The sequence below is a fragment of the Actinomadura sp. NPDC048021 genome (genome assembly GCF_040653135.1).
GTDB lineage: Bacteria > Actinomycetota > Actinomycetes > Streptosporangiales > Streptosporangiaceae > Spirillospora > Spirillospora verrucosospora.
In genome coordinates this window covers 31,856-55,583 of sequence record NZ_JBEZJQ010000041.1, presented here as the reverse complement: position 1 = coordinate 55,583, position 23,728 = coordinate 31,856, and the positions used below count along the sequence as shown (strand labels likewise).

The following is a 23,728-nucleotide window of genomic DNA, read 5'->3' as shown; positions in this document are numbered from 1 at the left end:
TTAAAGGACGTCGTGTCCCCCACACGTTAGCAGCCGGCCCCGCCTGCCCCGCACCCCGGCCCGGCCCCCGTCTTCGCAGGTGAGAGGGGTCACATTACGGGGCGTCCCGGGGGCCGGGGCGCCCGCCCGCGCGGGCCGCCGCACCCCCGCCCGCACGGGCCGGCCGCGATCCGGACGGCCCGGATCGAGTCCTGCGGATTCGACCGCTTTTTTCCAATCAGCTTGACCTGGGGCCGTACCCGTTTTACCGTCACTGTCCGTAACCATCCCTGGAGACAGAGTCCTGAGGCCCCCTGGCTTCGCGAATCTGTCTCCCCCCGGTGACAGCCGGGGTTCGACGACGACGAAAGTGAGCCTGGGGGGCCGCATCATGCCGTCTGAATATGCAAAGGCTCTCGGCGCGCGCCTGCGCGCCATCCGCACCCAGCAGGGCCTGTCCCTGCACGGTGTGGAAGAGAAGTCACGCGGCCGCTGGAAGGCCGTCGTCGTGGGTTCGTACGAGCGGGGCGACCGCGCCGTCACCGTTCAGAAGCTGGCCGAGCTCGCCGATTTCTATGGCGTGCCGGTTTCCGAGTTGCTGCCCGGCGGAGCCGCGCCGAGCCCGCTCGGGCCTACACCCAAGCTCGTGATCGATCTAGAGCGGTTGCAGCAGCTTCCGAAAGACAAGGCCGGTCCTCTCGCCCGCTACGCCGCGACGATCCAGAGCCAGCGGGGCGACTACAACGGAAAGGTCCTGTCCATCCGTCAGGAGGACCTGCGATCACTCGCGGTCATCTATGACAAGTCCCCGACCGAGCTCACCGAGGAGCTGATCGGCTGGGGCGTCCTCGACCCGGAGGCGCGCCGCGCCGTCGAGTCGTTCTGAGTCACCGCACCACCTGTTCCACCGCACGACCTGCTTCACCGCACGACCTGTTTCACCGCACGACCGTGACGGGGTCCGGCACCGCGCCGGGCCCCGTTCCGCGTGCGCGCCGCCGCCCCGGGCGCGGGACGAGCAGGGCCAGCGGGAGGACGGCCGCCATGACGGCGGCGCTCACCGCGAACCCGGCGGAGAACCCGCCCTCGCCGGGGACGGCCACGACGATGACCGCGCTGACCTGCGTCCCGAGGGACGCTCCGACCGTCCGCAGCAGCGTGTTGATGCCGGTGGCCACGCCGGTCTCCCCCGGCGGGACGGCCGCGACCACCAGGGTCGCCACGGCGGCGTAGGCGAAGCCGAGGCCGATGCCCCGCGCCAGGCCGCCCACGTAGAGCTGCCACATGGCGCCGTGCTCGACCGCCACGAACGCGTAGCCGAGGCCGGTCGTCGCCGCGCCGCCGAGCAGCACCGCGCGGGAGCCGACGCGCCGGTCGAGCAGGCCCGCCGTCATGCCCGCGACGGTCATGCCGACGCTGGCGGGGAGCTGGAGCAGCGCCGCCTGCGTGGCCGTCCCGCCGAAGCCGTACCCGGTGCCCTCCGGGAGCTGGACGAGCAGGGGGAACAGCAGCCCGCCCGCCATCAGGGCGTAGCCGGACAGGAGCGAGGCGGCGTTCGCCGTCCACACCCCGCGCACCCGCATGAGGCGCAGGTCGATCAGGGGCTCGCGGACGCGGCCCTCCACCCACAGCCAGGCGCCGGCCGCCGCGAGCGCGAGCGCGAGGAGCCCGAGGACGCCGGGGGACGTCCAGCCCCAGTCCATCCCCTCGGTGAGGGCGGTGAGCGCGGCCACCAGCCAGGCGGCGAAGAGGGCGGCGCCCCACCAGTCGACCCGCGCCGCCGGGCGCGGGCCCTCGCCGCGGTGCCCGGCCGGAACGATCCACCAGGCCAGGACGACGCCGGGCACCAGCCCGACGACCGGCACCCACAGCAGCCAGCGCCAGCCGAGCAGGTCGATGATCGGCCCTGCCAGGCACCACGACACGGCGCCGCCGAGGCCGAGCATGGACGACATGAGCCCGACGGCCGGGGCCCGCCGGGCGGGCGGCAGGACGTCCCGGATGATCGTGTACGCCAGCGGGAAGACGCCGCCGCCGACGCCGGACAGGACGCGCCCGGCGAGCATGACCGGCACCGTCCCGGCCAGCGCCGCGACGAGCGTCCCGGCGGTGGCGACGGCGAGCACGGCGAGCAGCACGCGCCGCGCCCCGTACAGGTCGCCGAGCCGCCCGACCACCGGCGTGGCCACGGCCGCGGACAGCGTCATCGCCGTGAGCGCCCACGCCGCGCCCGCCGGGGTCGTGTGCAGGCCGTGCTGGATCTGCGGCAGCGCGGGCGTCACCACGGCCATCGAGAGCGAGTAGGCCATCACACCGAGGAAGGCCAGCAGGGGGACCAGCCCGCGCCCGCCCCGCCCCGTCACCGCGTCCTCCCGAAGTTCGCCCCCCTAACAATCTCATAGTGGGACGAACCACCCCGCTCCCCCCTGCGGGGATCCGGTTCGGTCACGGAAGGGAAGGCGGCCGCCTCCAGGACGGACACGATCGTTCGCATGCCCGCCCTCCACCGCCGTGCCGGACGCGGGAAGGCCGTCAGTCCGCGGGCGAGGACCAGGCGACCGGGAGGGCGGAGGGCCCGTTGATGACGTGGCCCGGCTTGCGGGTGATCTCGTCCGACGGCACCGCCAGCCGCAGGGACGGCAGCTCGCGGGTGAGCAGCGCGACGGCCGTCTCCACCTCCATGTGCCCGAGGTGGCGCCCGATGCAGTGGTGCGGGCCGTAGCCGAAGGACAGGTGCCGGTTCGGGGTGCGGCCGAAGTCCATGCGGTGCGGGTCGGTGAAGACGCGCGGGTCGCAGTTCGCGGCGTCGTGGGACGGAATGACCAGGTCTCCGGGCGCGAGCCGCTCGCCGCTCGGCAGCGTCACCTCGCGGGTGACCCGGCGCGGCAGGTCGTCCGCCGCGGTCGTGGAGAACAGGCGCTCCAGCTCGGTGACCGCGCCGGGGACGGCCTCGGGATGCGCGCTGAGGTAGCCGTAGGCGGTCTCGTGGTCCTCGTAGGGGTGGGTGAGCAGGACGTGGATCTGCGTGCCGATGCTGCTCGCCACGGTCTCCCAGCCGCCGAGCACCAGCGTCATCGGCAGCTTGACCTGGCGGTCGAACGGCAGGCCCGCGGCGCCCTCGGCGACCTGGGACAGCAGATCCTCGGACGGGTCGCGCCGCCGCTCCTCCACGAGGCCGCTGAGGTAGCCGACCATCGCCGTCTGCGCCTCGGCCGCGTCGACGCGGGTCTGGGCGCTCGTGCCGAGGAACGCGTCGCCCCAGGCGTGGAAGCGCAGCCGGTCCTCCTTGGGCAGCCCCATCATGTCGCAGATCAGGTCGAGCGAGAACGGCAGCGCGAAGGCCGTGACGAGGTCGGCGGGCTCCTCGCCCGCGAGCATCGCCGTCAGCTGCGCGGCCGCCCGCTCCTGCGCCTTGCGCCGCAGCCGCTCGGTGGCCTGCGGCGAGAACCAGTCCTTGACGGCGCCGCGGACGGCCGCGTGGTTCTCCATGTCCAGGCCCAGCATCGTCCCTTCGAGGTCGACGGCGTCGGCGTCGAGGGCCGCCTCCCGGGAGAACGCCTCCTGGTTGCGCAGCACCTGCTCGACGTCGTGGTAGCGGGTGACGAGCTTGGCCGTGGTGCCGTCGTGGCGCCGCACCTCGGCGACGCCGGTGCCGGTCTCGCGGATCTCGTGGTAGCGCGGGTTCTTGTGCAGCCCCGGCCGGTTGACGCCGTCGGCGTCGCTGTCGAGCGGATGCGGGATGCGGGCGGGTGCGGACTGCTCCGGGGCGGCGTCGAGGGCCATCCGGCGGATCCCTTCGTCGTACGGACGCGGCGGGGCTCGATGGCCGGACCGTCAACGGCAGGCCAGCCGAAACCCACGGTTCGGAATGCCTGCCAGAAGGATTTCCACGATCGTCCGCGTCACAAACCCATGATCGTCCCGTTGCCGCGCAGGGCCTCGACGCGCTCGGGGGGCAGGCCCAGGACGTCCCGGAGCACCTCGTCCGTGTGCTCGCCGAGGGTGGGCGCGGGAACCGGCGGCGGCGAGGACCCACCGAACCGCACGGGCGAGCCCGGGGCCAGGTGGAGGCCCACGCCCGGCTGGTCGAGCGGCGCCATGAGCGGCTCGTCGCGCAGTCCGGCGGCCACCTCCGCGAAGTCGCGGTAGCGGGACCACAGGACGGACGTGCGCTCCAGCCCGTCCGCGACCTGCTCGCAGGTGCGGGAGGCGAACCACGACGCGAGCACGCCTCCCAGCGCCTCGCGGTGGCCGTAGCGGTCGCCGGCGCGGCGGAAGTCGGCGCCCAGGGCGCGTTCGAGGGCTCCGACCACCTCGCCGAGGCCGGTCGCCTCGACCAGGTCGCGCCAGTGCCGGGCCGTGAGGACCGCCACCATGACCCGTCCGTCGGCCGTGGCGAAGTCGCGCCCGAAGTCGCCGAAGAGGTGGTTGCCGAGCCGCGCCCGGGGCTCGCCGAGCTGGGCCTCCGCGAGGTACCCGAGGTTCCCCGCGGTGGCCAGGGCGACGTCCCGCAACGCGACCCGGATCTGCCGGCCCTCGCCGGTGCGCAGCCGGTGCCGCTCCGCCGCCAGCAGCCCGACGGCCATGTAGAGGCCGCACGCCACGTCCCACGCGGGCAGCGCGTGGTTGACGGGGGCCTCCTGACCGGCCGGACCCGTGATCGACGGGAAGCCCGTGGCGGCGTTCACCGTGTAGTCGACGGCGTTGCCGCCCTCCCGGGTCCCCTGCAGCCGGACGTGGATCAGGTCGGGCCGCGCGGCCCTCAGCTCCTCGTAGGACAGCCCCGGCCGCGGCGGCGCGTTGGTCAGGACCGCCCCGCCGTGCGCGACGAGTCCGGCGACCAGCTCGCGGCCCTCGGGCGAGCGCAGGTCGACGGCGACCGACCGCTTGCCCTTGTTCAGCCCGGCCCAGTACAGGCTGCGGCCGGACGGCGCGAGCGGCCACCGGTCGATGTCGGGCCCGCCGCCGATCTGGTCGACGCGGATGACGTCCGCGCCGAGCTGCGCCAGGGTCATCCCGCCCAGCGGCGTCGCGACGAAGCTGGACAGCTCGATGACGCGCATCCCGTCCAGCGGCAGTAGGTCGGACATCCGGCCATGTCTACCAACCGCCCTCCGCCGTGCCGCGACCGGGGTGAGACCGCGCCGGAGGGGCCGGCTCGGGGGTTGCGGACCCTCCGGCGCGATCGGTCCGGCCGCCGGAGGGGGGACGCGGCCTCCCATGGCGGGGCGGCGCCCCCGGCCTCCGGCGGGGCCGGCCCGGGGAGGGGGACGGCCTCCGGGGTGGCTCAGCCGGCCTCGGGGACGGGCAGCGTGGGCTGCCCGTCGACGCCGAGGGTGTCCTCGACGAGGGTGACGAAGACCTCGGCGTCGTGCAGCAGCTCCTCCGCGTCGCGCGGGGTGACGGCGCGCGGCAGGCCCGCCTCGGCGGCGGCGCGCTTGTCGGCGCCGGCGGCGAAGAAGGCGGCCCACTCCCGCAGCGCGGGCTCGGCCTCGGGCAGCAGCACCCAGACGCTGCGCGGACGGCCGCGGCGATGGGTCTCCAGAGGCTCCTTGGACGCCAGGACCGCGGCGGCCGCGCGCAGCGCCGCCAGGTGGGCGCACACGTAGCGGACGGCCGGCGAGGTGGCCTCGGCCGCCTCGGCGAGGCCCATGCGGGCGGCGTGCAACTGCCCGACGGCCGTGTGCGCCGGGCGCGGCGCGGGCATCGGGCGGTGGCGTGGGCGAGGACTGGGGGACGGGACGGACTGGGCTGCGGAGTGGACTCCGCGTGCGGTCATCGTTCCGGACATCTCTGCCTCCTTCCGGGGCTCGGGCCGGCCGGGCGGAGAGCTTCCCCTCTCTCCGCCCGGCCGTCGGCCCCGCCGAAACACCGCGATCGGCGGGACGTCGCCCTGGCGCGGGCCGCGAGTCCCGCACCACATCGAACATAAGTTCGATGCGCTTCACAGTAAACCGCCCTGACGGCGATTCGTCAACGTGTTCGAACGCGTGTCGTATCCCGCAGGTCAGCGGGGTTGACAGCGGCCCGGACGCGGCGCTCGCGGGGAGGCTAGCGAGCCCGCCTGACGTGCACGGGGACGCCCGTGCCGACGAGGTCGGGGAAGTACTCGGCGATGTGCATCGGCATGCGGACGCAGCCGTGCGAGGCGGGGTGCAGGGGCACGTCCAGGGCGCCGTGGAAGGCGATGCCGCCGTTGAAGTAGATGGGGTTGTAGAGCTGCCCCAGGGGCGAGGTCTCCCAGCCGGAGGCACGGCGTCCGGTCCGGAAGTCGCCCGTGCCGGTCGTGGCGTAGCGGCAGCGCGCGACGGTGGCGCCCCGGTCCTTGGCACAGTAGTACTCCCCCGACCCTGACGACACGTGCGTGATGAGCCGCGGCCTTCCGTCCTTGTAGAGGACGAGGTACTGGCGCTTCAGATCCACGTCGACGCGGTTCCTCTCACGCTTCTTGGCAACCGGCCGAGGCTCCTTGGGGGCGTCCAGGGCCTTCCAGAACGAGGCGGAGAGCGTGCTCTTCTGCTTGAGGCGGTTCACCGCCTGGAACGCCCACACGGCCGTCTGCGTGGACGGCCCGTACCTCCCGTCGGCCTTTCCCGGGTCGTAGTGCAGTGCCTTGAGGCGCTGCTGGAGCGCCTTGACGTCGGGCCCCTTGGCACCCGGTTTCAGCTTGCGGTGCGTGGGACTCGGTTTGGGCGTCGCCGGCGCCTTCGACGGCGTCGCCTTCGTCTTCGTCCCCTCCGACGGGGCGGGAGCCGCCGCGTCGATGTCGTCGCAGCCCGTCAGGACGACGGCCGCGATCAGCAGAACCGCGCTCTTCCGCACGTCGATCGCTCTCCCTCGCATGCGCTGACCTTAAAGTTCTACCCATGCATCCGAATGCCGAAATCGTCGCGAAGGCTCTGCTCGACCTGGGCGCGACGGGAGCGATCGTCGAACTGCCCGACTCCGCGAGGACGGCGCAGGCCGCGGCGGAGCAGCTGGGCTGCGAGGTCGGCGCGATCGCCAACAGCCTGGTGTTCGACGCCGACGGGTCCCCGCTGCTGGTGATGACCAGCGGCGCGCACCGCGTCGACACGGTGAAGGTCGCGGCGCTGGTGGGCGCGGCGAAGGTGCGGCGGGCGTCGCCGGAGTTCGTCCGGGAGGCGACCGGCCAGCCGATCGGGGGCGTCGCGCCGGTCGGCCATCCGGAGCCGATCCGCACGCTGGTGGACGTCTGGCTGGACAGGCACGACGAGGTGTGGGCGGCGGGCGGGCACCCGCACACCGTCTTCCCGACGTCGTACGGCGAACTGCTGAGGATCACCGGCGGGACCCCCGCCGAGGTCGAGTGACGGCAGGCGAGGCAGGGGAAGGGGTGGAGTGATGGAACTGTGGCACAACCCGCGCTGCTCGAAGAGCCGCGCCGCCAAGACCGCGCTGGACGAGGCGGGCGTGGAGTACACCGAGCGCCGCTACCTGGACGAGCCGCCCACGGCGCGGGAGCTGGACGAGGTCCTCGCCCGCATCGGCGCCGAGCCGTGGGACGTGGCGCGGCTGAACGAGCCCGTCGCCAGGGAGCTCGGGCTCAAGGACCTCGCACGCGACCGGGCCCGCTGGATCGAGATCATGGTCGCGAACCCGGTGCTGATCCAGCGTCCGATCGTCGTGACGGACGCGAGCGCCGTCGTGGCGCGCGATGCCGAATCGGTGCGCAAGGCCCTCGACAGCCAGTGACACTGGTGTGATTCTGGGGAGTCGGGAAACGGCGCAGGGGCCGAGCACCGGAGGGGTGATGGCGACGCAGATGCGGACGGGTCCGGCGGCGCGCGACCCGCAGTTCCGGGGAATCGACCCGCCCGCGCTCAACCAGGTCATCAGGCAGCTCCAGGACGCGCAGAACGCGATCCAGGGGTGGCTGAACGGCCATCGCCCGCCGCCCGGCGTCTCCGCGGCCGGGTACCGGCAGGCCGACGAGGTGGCGCGGTGGGCCGCCGAGCAGCTCGGGATGCTGACGCGCCGGTACAACTTCGCGGTCACCCATCCCTCCCCCGGCGGAGGCATCGACATTCCGCCGGCGCCCACCCCGGCCCCGGTGCCGCGGAAGACCGGCGGCGGCCCGGCGGGGGCGCCGCGGCCGGTGAAGGCGCCGCCGCACCGGTCCCCGCCCGCGAAGGCGGCCCCGCAGCCGACCCCGCACGGCGCCGGCGACATCGGCAACTTCCCCGACCGGCCCGCCGCCGCCCGGGCCGCCAGGGCCGACGCGCTGGCCATGGCCGCGTCCGTCCAGCACGGCCGTCCCGTCCCGGACACGGTCTGGAAGCACCTGGAGGCCAACGCCGGCGACCCCGACTACACCGAGAAGCTGTACGAGCGGCTCGGCCCGGCGGCCGCCGCGGAGCTGCTGAAGGCCGCCCAGGGCGACAGGGCGCGGCTGGCGGCCGTGCGGCAGTCCCTCGGCACGTCCAGCCACCATCTGACGATGGACGTGAAGTGGCTGCGCGCCTTCCTGGCCGAGGCCGACCGCGCCGGGGTCCGTCCCGTCGCCGTCCAGGTGCTCCTGGGCGCCGACATGAGCGGCCGCACGCGCGAGGCCCTCGCCCGGCTCGACCTGCACCCGTCCACCGCCACCGCCTGAGAGGTCGCCATGGCCGCTCCACCGCCTCCCGGCAGCCTGCCCCCGCCGATCACGGGCGCCGCGTCGGCCCGGCTGTCGCCCGCCGAGCAGCCCAACCCGGAGTACCAGCAGCTCTACCAGGCGTACTCGGACGCCTACGGCAGCATCGACCGGCTCCGGCAGGCGCTGGACGGGCCCGTGAAGACCCTCGGCGGCACGGACGCGTGGCTCGGCCCGGAGGCGCGCGAGTGGGGCGGGCAGCTCGACGCCAACCGCGGCACGCTGCGGAAGGCCGCCGACCGGATCCTCTGGGACCTCTACGATCGGCTCTCCGCGACCCAGCGGACCATCGCGCGGGTCTAGTCTCTGTCGGGTGAGGGACCCGAAGCTGCGCGAGATCGACGAACGCGCCTTCCTACGCAGGCTGAGCCCCATGCTGGACGTGTACGCGGCCGCGATGGAACCGCCGAACGAGCAGCTCCCGGGCCGGCACACCATCATGGAGCGCCATTCCTCGTATCCGGGGTTCCGCGCGTTCGTGGTCGAGCGGCGCGGGGCGCTGCCCGTCATGCCGGCGCCCGTCCAGGGGTTCGCCTACGGTTTCCACGGGGCGCGCGGCCAGTGGTGGCACGACGTCGTCTACCAGGCGCTGTCGGACCGCGAGGGGCCCGAGCACGCCGACGCGTGGCTGGAGGACGCCTTCGAGGTCGCCGAACTGCACGTCCATCCGCAGGTGCAGGGCAGGGGTCTCGGCCGGGGGCTGCTCAACGCGCTGTGCGACGGGCGGCCGGAGCGGACGGTCGTGCTGTCGACGCTCGACAGGACGCCGGACACCCCGGCGCGCCACCTCTACCGTTCGGTCGGCCTGGTCGACCTGCTGGCCGACTTCGAGTTCCCGGGCGGCGGGCCCCGCTACGCGGTGATGGGCGGGCGGCTGCCCCTCGCGCCGTACCCGGCGCCGTCCAGCAGCGAGTAGACCTCGCGCGTCGCCGTCGACTTGTTGAACGTGATGAAGTGGATGCCCGGCGCGTCCTGCTCCAGCAGCTCGCCGCACAGCTCGGCGGCGTGCTCGATGCCGAGCCGGCGGACGGCCTCCGGGTCGCCCGCGACGGCCTCGAAGCGGGCCCTGACCTCGGGCGGGAACGGCGCGCCCGACAGCTGCTCGGACCGCTCGATCGTGCTGAGCTGAGTGACCGGCATGATGCCGGGCAGGATCGGCACGTCGCAGCCGGCCGCCTCGACGCGGTCGCGCAGCCGGAAGTAGTCCTCGGCGCGGAAGAACATCTGGGTGATCGCGTAGTCGGCGCCGGCGCGGCACTTGTCCACGAAGTGGCGGGTGTCGCTCTCGATGTCGCGCGAGCGCGGGTGCTTGTAGGGGAACGCGGCCACGCCGACGCAGAAGTCGCCGTAGGAGCGGATCATCCGGACCAGCTCGGCGGCGTACTCGACGCCCTCCGGGTGCTTGACCCACTCCCCCATCGGGTCGCCGGGCGGGTCGCCGCGCAGCGCCAGGACGTTGCGGACGCCGGCTGCGGCGAACCGGCCGATCAGGTTGCGCAGCTCCGCCTGGGAGTGGTTCACGGCGGTGAAGTGCGCGACCGGCGTGAGGGTGGTGTCGGTGGCGATGCGCTCGACGATGTCGACGGTCGTGTCGCGGGTGCCGCCGCCCGCGCCGTAGGTGACCGACACGAACGTCGGGTGCAGGGACTCCAGCTCGCGGATCGTACGCCACAGGTTCCGCGCGCCCTTGTCGGTCTTGGGCGGGAAGAACTCGAACGAGAACGAGCGCTCGCCCGAGGCGAGCAGTTCTCGGACGGTCGGGGGCCTGTGGGGGCGTACGGGTCGCATTCCCCAAGCCTACAGAAGCGCGCCGGAGGGGACCGGCCCGGCGGGGAAGGGCGGCCGGCCGCCGATCCGCGTGATGCTCGCCACACCCGGCATGCGTTATGTACGCATTTCCGAAGATCTTATGACATCTCACGTTCGCGATGGAGGGTGGAAAGCACCCAGGTGGATACGATCTCGGCATGTCGACCACCCGGATCCGCAAGGAGGTCGACGAGGCGCTGCTGGCCTTCGTCGACCGCCGGCGCCCCGCGCTGCGCGCCATCAGCGAGGACCTCGCACCGCTGCTGTCGGCCCTGGACGCCCTGCTCGGCGGCGGCAAGCGGCTGCGTCCCGCCTTCTGCTACTGGGGGTGGCGCGCGGCGGGCGGCGAGGACGGGCCCGGCATCGTGGCCGCCGCCGCGTCCCTGGAGCTGCTCCAGGCGAGCGCGCTGATCCACGACGACGTGATGGACTCCAGCGACACCCGGCGCGGCCAGCCGTCCGCCCACCGGCGGTTCGAGGCGCTGCACCGCGCCCAGGCGTGGCCGGGCGACGCCGAGGCCTTCGGCGGCGGCGCCGCCATCCTGCTCGGCGACCTGTGCCTGGCCTGGTCGGGCGAGATGTTCGAGACCTCCGGGCTGGACGGTGCGAGCAGGTCGCGCGGCCGGGAGGTCTACGACCTGATGCGCACCGAGGTCATGTGCGGCCAGTACCTCGACATGCTGGAGGGCGCGCGCCGCCAGGCGAACGTCGCGACGGCGCTGCGCGTGGTGGAGTACAAGAGCGCCAAGTACACGATCGAGCGCCCGCTGCACCTCGGCGCGGCCCTGGCCGGAGCCCGCCCCGACGTGGCGGCCGCGCTCACCGGCTACGGCCTGCCGCTCGGCATCGCCTTCCAGCTCCGCGACGACGTGCTCGGCGTGTTCGGCGACCCGGCCGAGACCGGCAAGCCCGCGGGCGACGACCTGCGCGAGGGCAAGCGGACCGTCCTGGTCGCGCTCGCCCTGGAACGCGCCTCCGCGAGCCAGGCCGCGGCGCTGGAGCGCCGTCTCGGCGACCCGGAGCTGGACCGTCCCGGCGTGGACGAGCTGCGCGCCGTCATCGAGGAGACCGGGGGCCTCGCCGCGTGCGAGGCCATGATCGAGCGCTACCTGCGCGAGGCGGAGCAGGCCCTGGAGACGGCCCCGATCACCGACGGCGCCCGGGAGGCGCTGGCGGAGCTCGCGGTGGCGGCCACCACGCGCAACACCTGACCCGCCCGGCTCCCGCGTCCCCCGTGACACGATCCGGCCAAGTTTTCCCGGCGCACTAGAACTTTCCCACTGATCGGTGGCAGAAATGTCGCCATGTGCGCCGACACCCCAGGAGACCGCGTCCCGCGCTTCGACCCGCTCCCGGAGGAGGAGTGGGACGACGTCGTCCGGGCCGTGACCGACACGATCGGGCCCCTGAACGTCATCACCACGCTCGCCCGGCACCCGGAGCTGTTCCGGTCGTGGATCGGGTTCGGCTCCATGCTGCTGATGAACGGGACGCTGGGCGCCCGCGACCGCGAGCTGGCGATCCTGCGCACGGCGCACCACCGGTCGTGCGCGTACGAGTGGGACCACCACCGGCGGGTCGCGCTCGACGCGGGGCTCACCGAGGAGGAGATCGCCGCGCTCCGCGAGGACCCGGACCGGCACGGCTGGAGCGACGACGACCGCATGGTCCTGGCCGCCGCGGACGAGCTGCACGAGCGCGGCACGATCAGCGACGCCGCGTGGACGGAGCTGGCCACGCGCTTCGGGGAGCGCGAGCTGATCGAGCTGGTGATGCTCATCGGCCACTACCACATGGTCGCCTTCGCCCTGAACACCCTGCGGGTCCAGAACGAGGACGGAGATCACGGCGCCCGGGGGGAAGGGGCGGGCGGATGAGGCCGGGACGCGGGCCGGCGGGGGCGCTCGCGGCCGTCTCCGCGCTGGCGCTGACGGCGGCGCCGGCGACCGTGCTCGCGGCGTCCGCGCCCGGCGAGGCGCGGGCGGCGGCGGGGCGCTGCGGCGATCCGGCCCTGCGCCCCTGGTGCGACGCCGCGCTCGCGCCCGACCGGCGCGCGGCGCTGCTGCTGCCGCGCATGACGGTCGACGAGAAGATCTCGATGCTGGCGTCGGACGATCCGTTCGGCGGGCCGCTCGGCGGCTTCTCCGAGAACGCGCACGCCGACACCGCCGACGGGATCGAGCGGCTCGGCATCCCCCCGGTCCGCATGGCCGACGGCCCGGCCGGCGTCCGGCAGGGCAGGGCGACGGCGCTGCCCGCGCCGATCGCGCTCGCGGCCGCCTTCGACCCGCGGGCGGCCCGGCTGTACGGCGGGACGGTCGCGTGGGAGGCCAGGCACCGCGGGAACGACCTGGTCTTCGGCCCGACCGTGGACGTCCTGCGCACGCCCCGCAACGGCCGGACGTTCGAGGGCTTCGGCGAAGACCCCTACCTGTCGGCGACCCTCGGCGTGCCGTGGATCCAGGGTGCCCAGGCGCAGGGCGTGATGACCTCGGTCAAGCACATGGCCGTCTACACGCAGGAGACCGACCGGCTGTCGCTCGGCATGAACGTCGACCCGCGCACGCTCCGCGAGATCTACCTGCCGCCGTTCGAGGCCGCGGTGAAGGACGCGGGCGCCGCGACGGTGATGTGCGGGTTCGGCAGGCTGAACGGCCGGTGGGCCTGCCAGGACGGCGCCGTCCTCAACGGGATCCTGCGGTCGGAGTGGGGGTTCACGGGGTTCGTCCCGTCCGACCACACCGCCGCGCAGGACGCCGCCGGCGCCGCCGAAGGCGGGCTGGACATGGAGCTGCCCTTCGGCATGAAGTACAACGCCTTCCTGCTGAAGGCCGCCCTCGCCCAGAAGAAGGTCTCGCCGGCCGCCGTCGACGCGCACGTGCGCAACATCCTGCGGACGATGTTCAGGTTCGGGGTGTTCGACCGGCAGGCCTACCCCAACGACCTCAGCCGCGCCGACCGGACGGCGAGCCGCGACGCCGCCCGGGTCATCGAGGAGGGCGGGATCACGCTGCTGAAGAACGACGGCGTCCTCCCGCTCCGGGCCCCGAGGTCGATCGCGCTGATCGGGCGGGCCGCCCGGCAGAGCCCGAGCGGCTTCGGCTCGGCGAAGGTCGTCCCGTTCGCGACCGTGAGCGCGCAGGACGGCCTCTCCCGCCGCGCGGGCTCCGGAACCCAGGTGACGTACCACGACGGCGACGACCACGCGGGCGCCGCCGCCACGGCCCGCGCCGCCGACCTCGCCATCGTGTTCGCGACCGACAGCCAGGGCGAGTTCTTCGACAAGTCGTGCCTGACGCTGCGCTGCGGCGAGCCGCTCAGAGGCGATCAGGACGGGCTGATCTCCGAGGTCGCCAAGGCCAACCCCAACACGGTCGTCGTGCTGAACACGGGCGGACCCGTGCTGACGCCCTGGGCCGGGCAGGTGAGGGGCATTCTCGAAGCCTGGTACCCCGGCCAGGAGGGAGGGGACGCCCTGGCGCGCGTCCTGTACGGGGACGTGGATCCCGGCGGACGGCTTCCGGTGACGTTCCCCGTCGACGAGAACGACGCGCCCGCGTCCGGGAACCCGGTGCAGTACCCCGGCCTCAACGGGAGCACCACGTTCTCCGAAGGGGTCATGGTCGGCTACCGGCATTACGACGCGAAGGGCATCGCGCCCCGTTTCCCGTTCGGGCACGGCCTGTCCTACACCACGTTCGCCTACAGCGGACTGGTCGCGACCAGCAAGTCCGTGCGGGTGACGGTCACCAACACCGGGCGCCGCGCCGGCGTGGCCGTGCCGCAGCTGTACATCGGCATGCCGTCGCCGGGCGCGGAGGTCCCGCAACCGCCCAGGCAGCTCAAGGGATACGCCAAGGTCGCCCTCGCTCCCGGGCGGAGCGCGAAGGTGACGTTCCCGCTGTCGTCGCGCTCCTTCGCCTACTGGAACCAGAAGGCGAAGGCCTGGAAGGTCGCCGACGGCTGCTACAAGATCATGGTGGGCGAGTCGTCCCGGCGGATCGCCGGCTCCACCGCGCTCGGGACGTGCCGCTGACGGCGAAGATCGCAGTTCCCCTGCCCCTCGTCCCGATTACACGGTACAAAGGGGGAGATCTTCGTCCGCCCCCGCCGAGTCGGAGTCCTCAGTGCCGCACGACACCTCCCGCGGGAGGACGGATCCCCATCCCCCGCGTTCCTCCTCGAACCGCCCCGCCCGCGCCGCCCGCGCCGGGCAGCCCCACGGCGCCCACGCCGGCCGCCCGGCCAAGCCGCACCCCGGGCCGGGCCGCGTCCCGGCCCGTCCCGCGCACGGCCGCGACCACCGGTCCGGCGCCCCGCTCGGCCCCGACGACCCGCGCGGCCTCGGCGGCTACACGCTGGTCGGGCGGCTCGGCGAGGGCGGCCAGGGCGTCGTCTACCTCGGCCGCGACGGCGACGGGGAGCTCGTCACCGTCAAGCTGCTGCGCGGCGGCGTGGCGGCCGGGCAGCGGGCGCGCAGCCGCTTCGCCAAGGAGGCGGACGCGGCCCTGCGGGTGTCCGGGCGGCACACCGCGCGCGTCCTGGACGCCGACATGACCGGCGACCGCCCCTACATCGTCAGCGAGTTCGTCGAGGGGCCCTCGCTCCAGCACGTCGTCGCCGACCGCGGCCCGCTCTCCGCGCCGCGGCTCCGCAAGCTCGCGCTGCGCACCGCCGCCGCGCTGGCGGCGATCCACCGCGCCGGGATCGTGCACCGCGACTTCAAGCCCGGCAACGTGCTGCTCGGCCCGGACGGCGCCAAGGTCATCGACTTCGGCATCGCCCGCACCGCCGACGCGACCCCGCTGACCACCGGCCCGGTCGGGACGCCCGCCTACATGGCGCCCGAGCAGATCGAGGACGAGCCGGTCGGGCCGCCCGCCGACGTGTTCGCGTGGGGCGCCTCGATGGTGTTCGCCGCGACGGGGCGCCCGCCGTTCGGCACGGGGCCGAGCGCGGCCGTCATGCGGCGCGTGACGTCGCGCAAGCCCGACCTCGGCGACATGGAGGGCCCGCTGCGCGACCTCGCGGCCCGCTGCCTGGACAAGAACCCCGCCGCGCGCCCGACCGCGTCGCAGATCGTCCGGGCGCTGCGCGAGGGCCAGGCCCCGGCGCCGAAGCCGCGCCCGACGCGGATCCCGCGCTACCGGTGGCGGATGATGGTCGCGCTCGGCGGCGTCGTGGCCGCCGGGTTCCTCCTCGGCGTCCTCACCTGACCCGCACCGCCGCTCACCAGTGCGGCGGGCGGTCCTCCAGCAGGCGCGCGTCGTCGTCGCCGGCGCGCCACTCGCCCCACCCGGTGTCGGTGTCGTCGGACGTCTGGTCCGGCAGGACGTCGAGGTCGTCGTCGAGGTCGACCACGCGGTCGTCGTCGGGTCCCACGTTCATGGTCTCCATTGTCGGCGACGGGACGGCGGACCGCACCGTGATCCGCGTCAAACCGCGCCGAGCGGCCGGGCCGCCAGGCGCCGCGCGAACCGCGCGGCGGCGGCGCCCGGGTCGTCGGCCTCGGTGATCGCCCGGACCACCACGACGCGTTCCGCGCCCGCCGCGAGGACCTCGTCCAGGTTGCCGAGGTCGATGCCGCCGATCGCGAACCACGGCCGCGCGACGCGCTGCGCCGCGACGTACTCCAGCAGCTTCGGGCCGGGGGCGGCCCGGCCGGGCTTGGTCGGCGTGGGCCACACCGGGCCCGCGCAGAAGTAGTCGGCGCCGGGCTCGGCGGCCGCCGCCGACGCCTGCTCGCCCGAGTGCGTCGACCGGCCGATCAGCATGTCGCCGCCCACGATCGCGCGGGCGGCGGGCACCGGCAGGTCGTCCTGGCCGAGGTGCAGCACGTCGGCGCCGACCGCGTGCGCGATGTCGGCCCGGTCGTTGACGGCCAGCAGCGCCCCGTGCCGCTCGCACGCCGCCCGGAACACCTCCAGGTAGGCGGTCTCCTGGCGGGCCTCCAGGCCCTTCTGGCGGAGCTGGACGATGTCGACTCCGCCCGCGAGCACGGCGTCGAGGAAGGCCGGCAGGTCTCCCTGGCGCTCCCGCGCGTCCGTGCAGAGGTAGAGGCGGGCGCGGCTCAGCCGGGCGCGCAGCGCGACGGCGCGCTCGGTGGGGAGGTGCCTGGACACGGCCGGGGAACGTCCTTTCCACAGATGATCACGAAATCGCGCGCGCGGTCACCCGCCGCGCGCGACCCCGCGATCGTGTCACGTGCGTCTCACGCCGCCGGCGGCGGCCTAGAAGGCGAGCGCCTGGGCGCGGCGGCGGACCTCGGTCCCCCGGTTCTCGGTGAGCGCGTCCACGGGCGTTCCCGGCAGCGTGTCGTCGGCCGTGAACAGCCACCGGATGGTCTCGGCGTCGTCGAAGCCGGCGTCCGACAGGAGCGTCAGCGTGCCGGGCAGTCCCTTGATGACCTGGCCGTCCTTGATGAAGGCCGCGGGCACCATCGGCTCCCCGCCCCGGCGCACCGCGAGGATGCGGTGCTCGTGGATGAGCTGCTTGATCCGGTTGGGCTTGATCCCGAGCCTGTCGGCGGTCTCCCGGAGGGTGAGCCACTCGCCGGCCAGGGCGTCGGTGCGGGGGTCCAGTGCGCTGTCAACGGTTGCGTGCATCTGCGTCACGCCCCCTTGCTACCACGCCTTCGGAAGACTCAAACCCGCTGCGCAGCCGTTACGTCCCCTCTGATCGCTCTGCGCGAACAGCCTGCCGCACGGGGACGTCCGGGTCGGCGATCGCCTCCGGATCCACCGGCGTCCCCGCGGCGATCACGCGCCTCGCCTGTACCAGGTCGCGGGGCCGGCCGACGGTGAGGATCGCGTCGAGGCGGTCTCCGGTCAGCCACGCCACCGCCCACCTGGGATCGGACGGGTCGCCCCTGCGCACGAGCCGCTCGGACGCGGAGTGGTCGCCCGCGTACTGGACCATGCGCCCGAACTGCTCCGACCAGAAGTACGGGGCGGCGTCGTACACGGCGTCCTGCCCGAGGAGAGCCGCGGCGGCGACCTCGGGGGCGTTCAGCGCGGCGTCCCAGTGCTCGACGAGCAGCCTGCGCCCGTAGCGGTGCGACCACCAGGCGGCGCAGTCGCCGACCGCCACGACGTCGGGCCGCAGCGCGCCCGGGATCTCCTCTCCCATGTAGGTCCGGAAGGAGCCGTCGGTGACGACCCCGCGCTCCAGCAGCAGCCCGGAGCCCTCCAGCCACGACAGGACGGGCCGGACCCCGACGCCGACGACCACCTCGTCGGCGTCGACGCGGCCGCCCCCGGCGAGGACGAGGCCGCCGTCGCGCACCTCCGCGACCTTCACCCCGGTCCGCAGCTCGACGCCGGCCTCGGCGTACCAGGGGGCGGTGAGCGCGCCGACCTCGGGCCCGATCGCGCCCGCCAGCGGGGTGTCGGCCGCCTCCACGACGGTGACCGCGCAGCCCCGGCGGGCCGCGGCGGTCGCGACCTCGGCGCCGATCCAGCCCGCGCCGACGATCACGATCCGGGCGCCCGCGGTGAGCCGGGCGCGCAGGTCGCGGGCCTCGTCGATGGTGCGCAGCACGTGCTGCCGCCCCTCCCCGGGCAGCGTGATCGGAGCGGCGCCGGTCGCGATCACCAGCCCGTCGAAGGGCAGGTCGCCCGCCGTGGACGCCACCGTTCCGCCGCGTCCGGGCCCGTCCAGCCGCAGGCCGGTGGCGCGCTCGCCGAGCAGCAGCTCGCAGCGCAGCGCGTCCCAGTCGGCGTCGACGGTCGTGTCGTCGGACTCGCCCGCGAGGACGGCCTTCGACAGCGGCGGCCGGTCGTAGGGCCGGTGCCGCTCCGCCGACACGAGGGTCAGCGCGCCCTCGTACCCCTTGCTCCGCAGGGCCTCCACGGCGCGCACGCCGGCCAGCCCGCCACCCACGACGATGACCCTCTCCATGAAGGTCACCCTAACGGGCGGCGTTCCGCGGATGGACAGGTGTCCAGGCAGTTGCCCGGTTCGCCGAGGTCGTAAGGTGGGGGCAGCGGAACGGCACAGCAGAACAGCACAGAGCGCGGGAGTCCGGTGCGACCGGGCTGAGAGGGCGGCTGAACGGGCCGCCGACCGCCACGACCTGATCCGGATCATGCCGGCGAAGGGAGCGCGCATGCAGATCGTCATCATCGGCGCCGGGGTGATCGGCCTCGCCACCGCCTGGCGCACCGCCGCCGGCGGCGCCGCCGTCACCCTCGTCGACCCCGCGCCCGCCTCCGGGGCCTCCTCCGTGGCGGCGGGCATGCTCACCCCGGTCAGCGAGCTGAGCTACGGCGAGGAGCCGCTGCTGCGGCTCGGCCTCGCCTCCCGCGACCGGTACGGCGCGTTCGTCGCCGAGCTGGAGGAGCTGACCGGCCTGGAGACCGGCTACCGCACCGAAGGGATCATCGAGGTCGCGTTCGACTCCGACGACCTGCGGCACCTGGACGACCTGCGCCGGTTCCAGGAGAGCCTGGGCATCCCCGCCGAGGCGCTCACCGGCCGCGAGTGCCGGCGGCTGGAGCCGATGCTCGCGCCCGGCGTGCGCGGCGGCCTGCTCGCCCCCGAGGACGGCTCGGTCGACCCCCGCAGGCTCGCCCCGGCGCTGCTGGCGGCGTGCGAGCGGCTGGGCGTCCGGCTCGTCCGGCGGCGGGCCGAACGGGTCGTCGTCGAGAACGACGCCGCCGCCGGCGTGGGGCTGGACGACGGCACCGTGATCCCCGCGGACCGGGTGCTGCTGGCCGCCGGGCCGTGGTCGGGCGACCTCGGCGGCCTGCCTCCCGGGACCGTTCCACCCGTCCGCCCGGTCAAGGGCCAGGTGCTCCGGCTGCGCACCCGCGCGCCGTTCCTGCGGCGGCCGACCCGCGGCCTCGTCCGGGGATCGTCGGTCTACCTGGTGCCGCGCGCCGACGGAGAGATCGTCGTCGGCGCCACGCAGGAGGAGCTGGGCTTCGACACGCGGGTCACCGCCGGCGGGCTGTGGGAGCTGCTGCGCGACGCCCGCGAGCTGCTCCCCGGCATCACCGAGCTGGAGTTCGCGGAGGTCACCGCCGGGCTGCGGCCCGGCTCGCCCGACAACGCGCCCGTGATGGGGCCGACCGCGCTGCCCGGCCTGCTGGTGGGCACCGGGCACTTCCGCAACGGCATCCTGCTCACGCCCGTGAGCGCCGACATCCTGTCCGCGATGCTGCTGGACGGGCCCGTCCCCGAGGTCGCCGGGCCGTTCGCCCCCGACCGCTTCTCCCCCGAGGTGAGCGCATGAAGGTGATCGTCAACGGTGAGCCGCGCGAGCTGCCCGACGGCGCGAGCGTGGCCGAGGTCGTCGCGTCCGTCACCGCGGCCGCGACGGGCGTCGCCGCGGCGCTGAACGACGAGGTCGTCCGGCGCGCGGAGTGGGCGGCCACGCCCCTGCGGGACGCCGACCGCGTCGAAGTGCTGACCGCCGTCCAGGGAGGATGAGGATGAACGACACCGACGGGCTGGTCATCGCGGGCGAGGAGCTGGGCTCGCGGCTGATCATGGGGACGGGCGGGGCGCCGAGCATGGCGGTGCTGCGCGAGGCGCTGACCGCGTCCGGGACGGAGCTCACCACGGTCGCGATGCGCAGGGTGGACCCGTCCGCGCGCGGCTCGGTGCTGGAAGTGCTGACCGAGTGCGGCATCCGGGTGCTGCCCAACACCGCGGGCTGCTTCACCGCGGGCGAGGCCGTCCTGACGGCCAAGCTCGCCCGGGAGGCGCTCGGGACGAACTGGGTCAAGCTGGAGGTGATCGCCGACGAGCGCACGCTGCTGCCCGACCCGATCGAACTGGTCGAGGCCGCCGAGCAACTCGTCGACGACGGCTTCGTCGTCCTGCCCTACACCAGCGACGACCCGGTCCTCGCGCACCGGCTGGAGCAGATCGGCTGCGCGGCCGTGATGCCGCTCGGCTCGCCGATCGGGTCGGGGCTCGGCATCCGCAACCCGCACAACATCGAGCTGATCGTGGAGCGCGCGACCGTCCCGGTGATCCTGGACGCGGGGCTCGGCACGGCGTCGGACGCGGCCCTGGCCATGGAGCTCGGCTGCGACGCCGTGCTCCTCGCGACTGCCGTCACCCGTGCGCAGTCCCCGGCGCGGATGGCCGCCGCGATGCGGCACGCGGTCGAGGGCGGGCGGCTCGCGCGGCTCGCCGGGCGCATCCCCAAGCGCCGCTACGCCCAGGCGTCCTCCCCGTTCGACGGGCTCGCGACTTCGTAGCGAAGCTAAAGCCACACATGTAGAAATACTCGCTGGACCTGCACATTCGCGCGCCACCAGACTGGACACACCGGGGCGCAACCGCACACATCGCTTCGGTGTCGATGGAAGCGTCCCCTCCCTAAGGTGCGTGACATGCAGCAGAACAGCGGTGCACGCGCGAACAAGCTCGCGGTGGCGGCGGCGACGGTCACGGTGGTCTTCTGGGCCTCGGCCTTCGTCGCCATCCGCAGCGCGGGCGACGAGTACAGCCCCGGCGCCCTCGCCCTCGGCCGCCTCCTGTCCGGGACGGTCGTGCTGGGAGTGATCTGGCTCGTCCGGCGCGAGGGCCTGCCGCCCAAGGCCGCCTGGCCCGGCATCGTCACCGCCGGCCTCCTGTGGTTCGGCGCCTACATGGTCGTCCTGAACTGGGGCGAGCAGCTGGTGGACGCCGGCACCGCCGCCCTCGTCGTCAACATCGGGCCGATCCTCATCGCGCTCCTCGGCGGCTGGCTGCTGAAGGAGGGCCTGTCGTCCCGGCTGCTGCTCGGCATGGCCGTGTCGTTCACCGGCGCCGCCGTCGTCGGGCTGTCGATGTCCGGCGACGGCCGCGCGTCCGTCGGCGGGGTGCTGCTCTGCCTGGCCGCCGCCGTCACCTACGCGGCGGGCGTCGTCGCCCAGAAGCCCGCGCTGAGGCACGCGTCGGCGCTGCAGTTCACCACGTTCGCCTGCGCGATCGGCGCGCTCGCCTGCCTGCCGTTCTCCGGGCAGCTCGTCTCGCAGGCCGCGCACGCCCCCGCGGGCGCCACCCTCAACATGGTCTACCTGGGCGTCTTCCCGACCGCGGTCGCCTTCACGACCTGGGGATACGCCCTCGCCCGCACGACCGCCGGGAAGATGGGCGCCACCACCTACGCCGCGCCCGCCCTGGTGGTGCTGATGTCGTGGCTGTTCCTCGACGAGGTCCCCGGCCCGGTCACCCTCGGCGGCGGCCTGCTGTGCCTCGCCGGCGTGGCCGTCTCCCGCAGCACGCGGTCGCTGCGCCGCCGCGTCCCGCCCGTCACACCGGAACCGGGCGCCCCGGGGGCGTCACCCTCCGGGCTCATCGATGCTCATACTCGCGACGGATGAGATCCACGCGGATTCGCCCGTAAACTCGCACCGATGGACGCGACGGTTGCTGATCCACTCGTCGGGCGGGTGCTCGACGGGCGGTACCGCATTGAGTCCCGTATCGCGCGCGGCGGCATGGCCACGGTCTACCTCGCGCGCGACCTCAGGCTCGACCGGGTCATCGCGATCAAGGTGATGCACGCCGGACTCGCCTCGGACGAGGACTTCGTCGCCCGCTTCATCGGCGAGGCCAAGGCCGCCGCGGCGCTGTCCCACCCGAACGTCGTCGCCGTCTACGACCAGCGCACCGACGGCGAGCACGTCTTCCTGGTGATGGAATACGTCGCCGGCCGCACCCTGCGCGACGCGCTGAACTCCCTCGGGAGGCTCGGCCCCCGCGCCGCCCTGGAGATCATGCAGCCGGTGCTGGCCGCGCTCGGCGCCGCGCACCGGGCCGGGCTCGTGCACCGCGACGTCAAGCCCGAGAACGTGCTGATCACCGAGGACGGCCAGGTCAAGGTCGCCGACTTCGGCCTCGCGCGGGCCGAGACCGCCAGCAAGATGACCAAGACCGGCATGATCATCGGAACGGTCGGCTACCTGGCGCCCGAGCAGGTGCTGTCCGGCAACGCCGACTTCCGCTCCGACGTCTACGCCGCCGGGATCATGCTGTTCGAGCTGATGACCGGGCGGCTGCCGCACCAGGGCGACACCCCCCTCGCCGTGGCCTACAAGCACGTGAACGAGACGGTGCCGCCGCCCTCCAGCGTCGTCCCCGGCATCCCCCCGCGGGTGGACGCCCTGGTCACCGACGCCACGAGCCACGACCCGGCGCGCCGCCCGCAGGACGCGAACCAGTACCTGGCCGAGGTCGCCGAGGTGTTCGGCGGCCTCCCCCGCGATTTCGACCGCCGCGTCGAGGAGGCGTCCCGCAACGCGACGAGCGTCCTGGAGGCCCCGCCCGCCCACGGCCGCACCGCCGTCATGGACGCCGAGACCCTGGCCCCCCGGCACGACGTCCGCCCCACGAGGACCGACCGCGCCCTCGGCGCGCTGACCGGCCGCTACGTCCTGATCGCCATCGGCCTGGTCGCGGCGGTCATCCTCGGCTGGGCCGTGTGGTACCAGACGTCCGGCCAGTACGAGCACGTCCCCTCCTCGATCATCGGGATGAAGGTCGCCGAGGCCCGCGACCAGCTGGAGTCCGACGGCATGGACGTGCGCACCGCCAAGGCGGTCTACAGCGACCGCGTCCACAAGGGCGGCGTCGCCAAGTCCGACCCGCCCGCCGGGGCCCGCGTCGCCAAGGGCCAGACGGTCACCCTCACCCCGTCCCGGGGCATCACGCCCCGCGAGGTCCCCGACGTCGGAGGCAAGTCCCTCGCCGACGCCAAGAAGACCCTGGAGGACAAGGGCTTCACCGTCGGCCGGACGAGCAGCACCCCCTCGCAGACCGTCTCCAAGGGCGACGTCATCAGCACCGACCCGGACGCCGGCGAGAAGCAGTCCCCCGACGTGCCCGTCTCCATCGTCGTCTCCACGGGCATGTCGATGCCCGGCCTCCTCGGCCAGAACGGCGACTCCGCCGCCAACCAGCTGCGCTCCATGGGCCTGGACGTCACCGTCCAGAAGAAGCAGGTGAACGGCAAGGACCCCGACACGGTGGTCAGCCAGGACCCGTCCGAGGGCACCGGCGTCTCCCGCGGCGACAAGGTCACCATCGTCGTCAACAAGCGCGACTGCATCGTCGACGCGGGCCCGTTCCAGTTCGGCTGCGACGACGGCGACGGCAACCAGAACGTCCCCGTCCCCGACCTGACCGGCCGCCGGGTCAACGAGGCCAAGAAGGCGCTGGAGGACTCCGGCTTCCAGGTCAACGTGACGGGCTTCGGCGGCAACGTCGTCCGCTTCCAGTCGCCCAGCAGCGGCGAGGCCCCGCGCGGCTCCACCGTCACGATCGTCCGGGGCCCCTGACCGGCTAGTC

At 74.2% G+C, this 23,728-nt stretch carries 25 protein-coding genes and 1 riboswitch; of the genes, 15 read left to right on the top strand and 10 right to left on the bottom strand.

From position 1 onward, the window contains the following. The first annotated feature begins 370 nt into the window (after positions 1-370). Positions 371-865 carry a transcriptional regulator gene (locus AB0C87_RS40505; protein WP_021597992.1) on the top strand — a complete coding sequence of 165 codons (495 nt, stop codon included), beginning with the start codon at positions 371-373 and terminating at the stop codon, positions 863-865. 52 nt (positions 866-917) lie between these two features. Here the strand turns inward: AB0C87_RS40505 and AB0C87_RS40500 are convergent, their stop codons facing one another. The 5 genes from AB0C87_RS40500 to AB0C87_RS40480 all read right to left on the bottom strand — a co-directional run bounded on the left by AB0C87_RS40500 (position 918) and on the right by AB0C87_RS40480 (position 6,822). Continuing rightward, positions 918-2,342 (bottom strand): MFS transporter, encoded by a 1,425-nt coding sequence (locus AB0C87_RS40500; RefSeq protein ID WP_360581841.1) that lies wholly within the window; start codon positions 2,340-2,342, stop codon positions 918-920. 169 nt (positions 2,343-2,511) lie between these two features. Beyond that, positions 2,512-3,762, bottom strand: a complete 1,251-nt coding sequence (locus AB0C87_RS40495) for a cytochrome P450 (RefSeq protein ID WP_360581840.1) — start codon at positions 3,760-3,762, stop codon at positions 2,512-2,514. Between the two features lie 119 nt (positions 3,763-3,881). Beyond that, positions 3,882-5,069: a CoA transferase gene (locus tag AB0C87_RS40490; RefSeq protein ID WP_353835307.1), complete on the bottom strand. Its 1,188-nt coding sequence runs from the start codon at positions 5,067-5,069 to the stop codon at positions 3,882-3,884. A 197-nt stretch (positions 5,070-5,266) separates the two neighbouring features. Continuing rightward, the gene (locus tag AB0C87_RS40485; RefSeq protein WP_089312401.1) at positions 5,267-5,770 is read right to left on the bottom strand and encodes an SAV_6107 family HEPN domain-containing protein; all 504 of its coding nucleotides are present in this window, start codon (positions 5,768-5,770) and stop codon (positions 5,267-5,269) included. 260 nt (positions 5,771-6,030) lie between these two features. After that, complete coding sequence (locus tag AB0C87_RS40480; protein ID WP_360581839.1) at positions 6,031-6,822, bottom strand: L,D-transpeptidase family protein; 792 nt, start codon at positions 6,820-6,822, stop codon at positions 6,031-6,033. Positions 6,823-6,845: 23 nt separating this feature from the next. Here AB0C87_RS40480 and AB0C87_RS40475 point away from each other — a divergent pair, with 23 nt between their 5' ends. The 5 genes from AB0C87_RS40475 to AB0C87_RS40455 are packed head-to-tail and all read left to right on the top strand — an operon-like array spanning position 6,846 to position 9,548. Beyond that, positions 6,846-7,310 carry a YbaK/EbsC family protein gene (locus tag AB0C87_RS40475; protein ID WP_345184773.1) on the top strand — a complete coding sequence of 155 codons (465 nt, stop codon included), beginning with the start codon at positions 6,846-6,848 and terminating at the stop codon, positions 7,308-7,310. A 31-nt stretch (positions 7,311-7,341) separates the two neighbouring features. Then, a complete protein-coding gene (locus tag AB0C87_RS40470) occupies positions 7,342-7,692 on the top strand; it encodes an arsenate reductase family protein (protein WP_345184775.1) in 351 nt (116 codons plus the stop codon). A 58-nt stretch (positions 7,693-7,750) separates the two neighbouring features. After that, complete coding sequence (locus AB0C87_RS40465) at positions 7,751-8,593, top strand: hypothetical protein (protein WP_360581838.1); 843 nt, start codon at positions 7,751-7,753, stop codon at positions 8,591-8,593. A 9-nt stretch (positions 8,594-8,602) separates the two neighbouring features. Continuing rightward, on the top strand, positions 8,603-8,935 hold the full coding sequence (locus AB0C87_RS40460) for a hypothetical protein (RefSeq protein WP_345184780.1): 333 nt from the start codon (positions 8,603-8,605) through the stop codon (positions 8,933-8,935). Between the two features lie 10 nt (positions 8,936-8,945). After that, a complete protein-coding gene (locus AB0C87_RS40455) occupies positions 8,946-9,548 on the top strand; it encodes a GNAT family N-acetyltransferase (protein ID WP_360581837.1) in 603 nt (200 codons plus the stop codon). Here the strand turns inward: AB0C87_RS40455 and metF are convergent. Continuing rightward, complete coding sequence (gene metF, locus AB0C87_RS40450) at positions 9,485-10,420, bottom strand: methylenetetrahydrofolate reductase [NAD(P)H] (RefSeq protein ID WP_345184784.1); 936 nt, start codon at positions 10,418-10,420, stop codon at positions 9,485-9,487. The two genes, AB0C87_RS40455 and metF, sit on opposite strands and share 64 nt — an antisense overlap. Positions 10,421-10,599: 179 nt before the next feature. Here metF and AB0C87_RS40445 point away from each other — a divergent pair, with 179 nt between their 5' ends. From AB0C87_RS40445 to AB0C87_RS40430, 4 genes are all read left to right on the top strand, one after another. Beyond that, on the top strand, positions 10,600-11,652 hold the full coding sequence (locus AB0C87_RS40445; RefSeq protein ID WP_360581836.1) for a polyprenyl synthetase family protein: 1,053 nt from the start codon (positions 10,600-10,602) through the stop codon (positions 11,650-11,652). Between the two features lie 93 nt (positions 11,653-11,745). Next, positions 11,746-12,318, top strand: a complete 573-nt coding sequence (locus tag AB0C87_RS40440; RefSeq protein WP_360581835.1) for a carboxymuconolactone decarboxylase family protein — start codon at positions 11,746-11,748, stop codon at positions 12,316-12,318. After that, positions 12,315-14,477 (top strand): glycoside hydrolase family 3 C-terminal domain-containing protein, encoded by a 2,163-nt coding sequence (locus tag AB0C87_RS40435; RefSeq protein WP_360581834.1) that lies wholly within the window; start codon positions 12,315-12,317, stop codon positions 14,475-14,477. Before AB0C87_RS40440 ends, AB0C87_RS40435 begins: the two co-directional genes overlap by 4 nt. Positions 14,478-14,568: 91 nt before the next feature. Beyond that, positions 14,569-15,657, top strand: a complete 1,089-nt coding sequence (locus tag AB0C87_RS40430) for a protein kinase (protein ID WP_353834751.1) — start codon at positions 14,569-14,571, stop codon at positions 15,655-15,657. Positions 15,658-15,670: 13 nt separating this feature from the next. Here AB0C87_RS40430 and AB0C87_RS40425 read toward each other — a convergent pair whose 3' ends face one another. From AB0C87_RS40425 to AB0C87_RS40410, 4 genes are all read right to left on the bottom strand, one after another. Further along, positions 15,671-15,829: a hypothetical protein gene (locus tag AB0C87_RS40425; RefSeq protein WP_345185945.1), complete on the bottom strand. Its 159-nt coding sequence runs from the start codon at positions 15,827-15,829 to the stop codon at positions 15,671-15,673. Between the two features lie 47 nt (positions 15,830-15,876). Then, complete coding sequence (thiE, locus tag AB0C87_RS40420) at positions 15,877-16,563, bottom strand: thiamine phosphate synthase (RefSeq protein WP_345185941.1); 687 nt, start codon at positions 16,561-16,563, stop codon at positions 15,877-15,879. 108 nt (positions 16,564-16,671) lie between these two features. After that, the gene (locus AB0C87_RS40415) at positions 16,672-17,046 is read right to left on the bottom strand and encodes a helix-turn-helix domain-containing protein (protein WP_185023485.1); all 375 of its coding nucleotides are present in this window, start codon (positions 17,044-17,046) and stop codon (positions 16,672-16,674) included. 58 nt (positions 17,047-17,104) lie between these two features. Then, a complete protein-coding gene (locus tag AB0C87_RS40410) occupies positions 17,105-18,340 on the bottom strand; it encodes an FAD-dependent oxidoreductase (RefSeq protein WP_360581833.1) in 1,236 nt (411 codons plus the stop codon). A gap of 105 nt (positions 18,341-18,445) precedes the next feature. Continuing rightward, positions 18,446-18,559, top strand: a riboswitch (TPP riboswitch). Between AB0C87_RS40410 and thiO the strand changes: the two genes are divergently transcribed. The 5 genes from thiO to pknB all read left to right on the top strand — a co-directional run bounded on the left by thiO (position 18,549) and on the right by pknB (position 23,718). Then, the gene (gene thiO / locus AB0C87_RS40405) at positions 18,549-19,676 is read left to right on the top strand and encodes a glycine oxidase ThiO (protein WP_360581832.1); all 1,128 of its coding nucleotides are present in this window, start codon (positions 18,549-18,551) and stop codon (positions 19,674-19,676) included. Its footprint overlaps the riboswitch before it by 11 nt. Next, positions 19,673-19,873, top strand: a complete 201-nt coding sequence (thiS, locus tag AB0C87_RS40400) for a sulfur carrier protein ThiS (protein WP_345185930.1) — start codon at positions 19,673-19,675, stop codon at positions 19,871-19,873. The genes thiO and thiS overlap by 4 nt, the downstream gene beginning before the upstream one ends. 2 nt (positions 19,874-19,875) lie before the next feature. Further along, positions 19,876-20,652, top strand: coding sequence for a thiazole synthase (locus tag AB0C87_RS40395; protein ID WP_360581831.1), 777 nt, complete (start codon positions 19,876-19,878; stop codon positions 20,650-20,652). 135 nt (positions 20,653-20,787) lie between these two features. Beyond that, complete coding sequence (locus AB0C87_RS40390) at positions 20,788-21,762, top strand: EamA family transporter (protein WP_353834747.1); 975 nt, start codon at positions 20,788-20,790, stop codon at positions 21,760-21,762. A gap of 33 nt (positions 21,763-21,795) precedes the next feature. Continuing rightward, a complete protein-coding gene (pknB, locus tag AB0C87_RS40385) occupies positions 21,796-23,718 on the top strand; it encodes a Stk1 family PASTA domain-containing Ser/Thr kinase (protein WP_345185920.1) in 1,923 nt (640 codons plus the stop codon). Positions 23,719-23,728 lie beyond the last annotated feature (10 nt).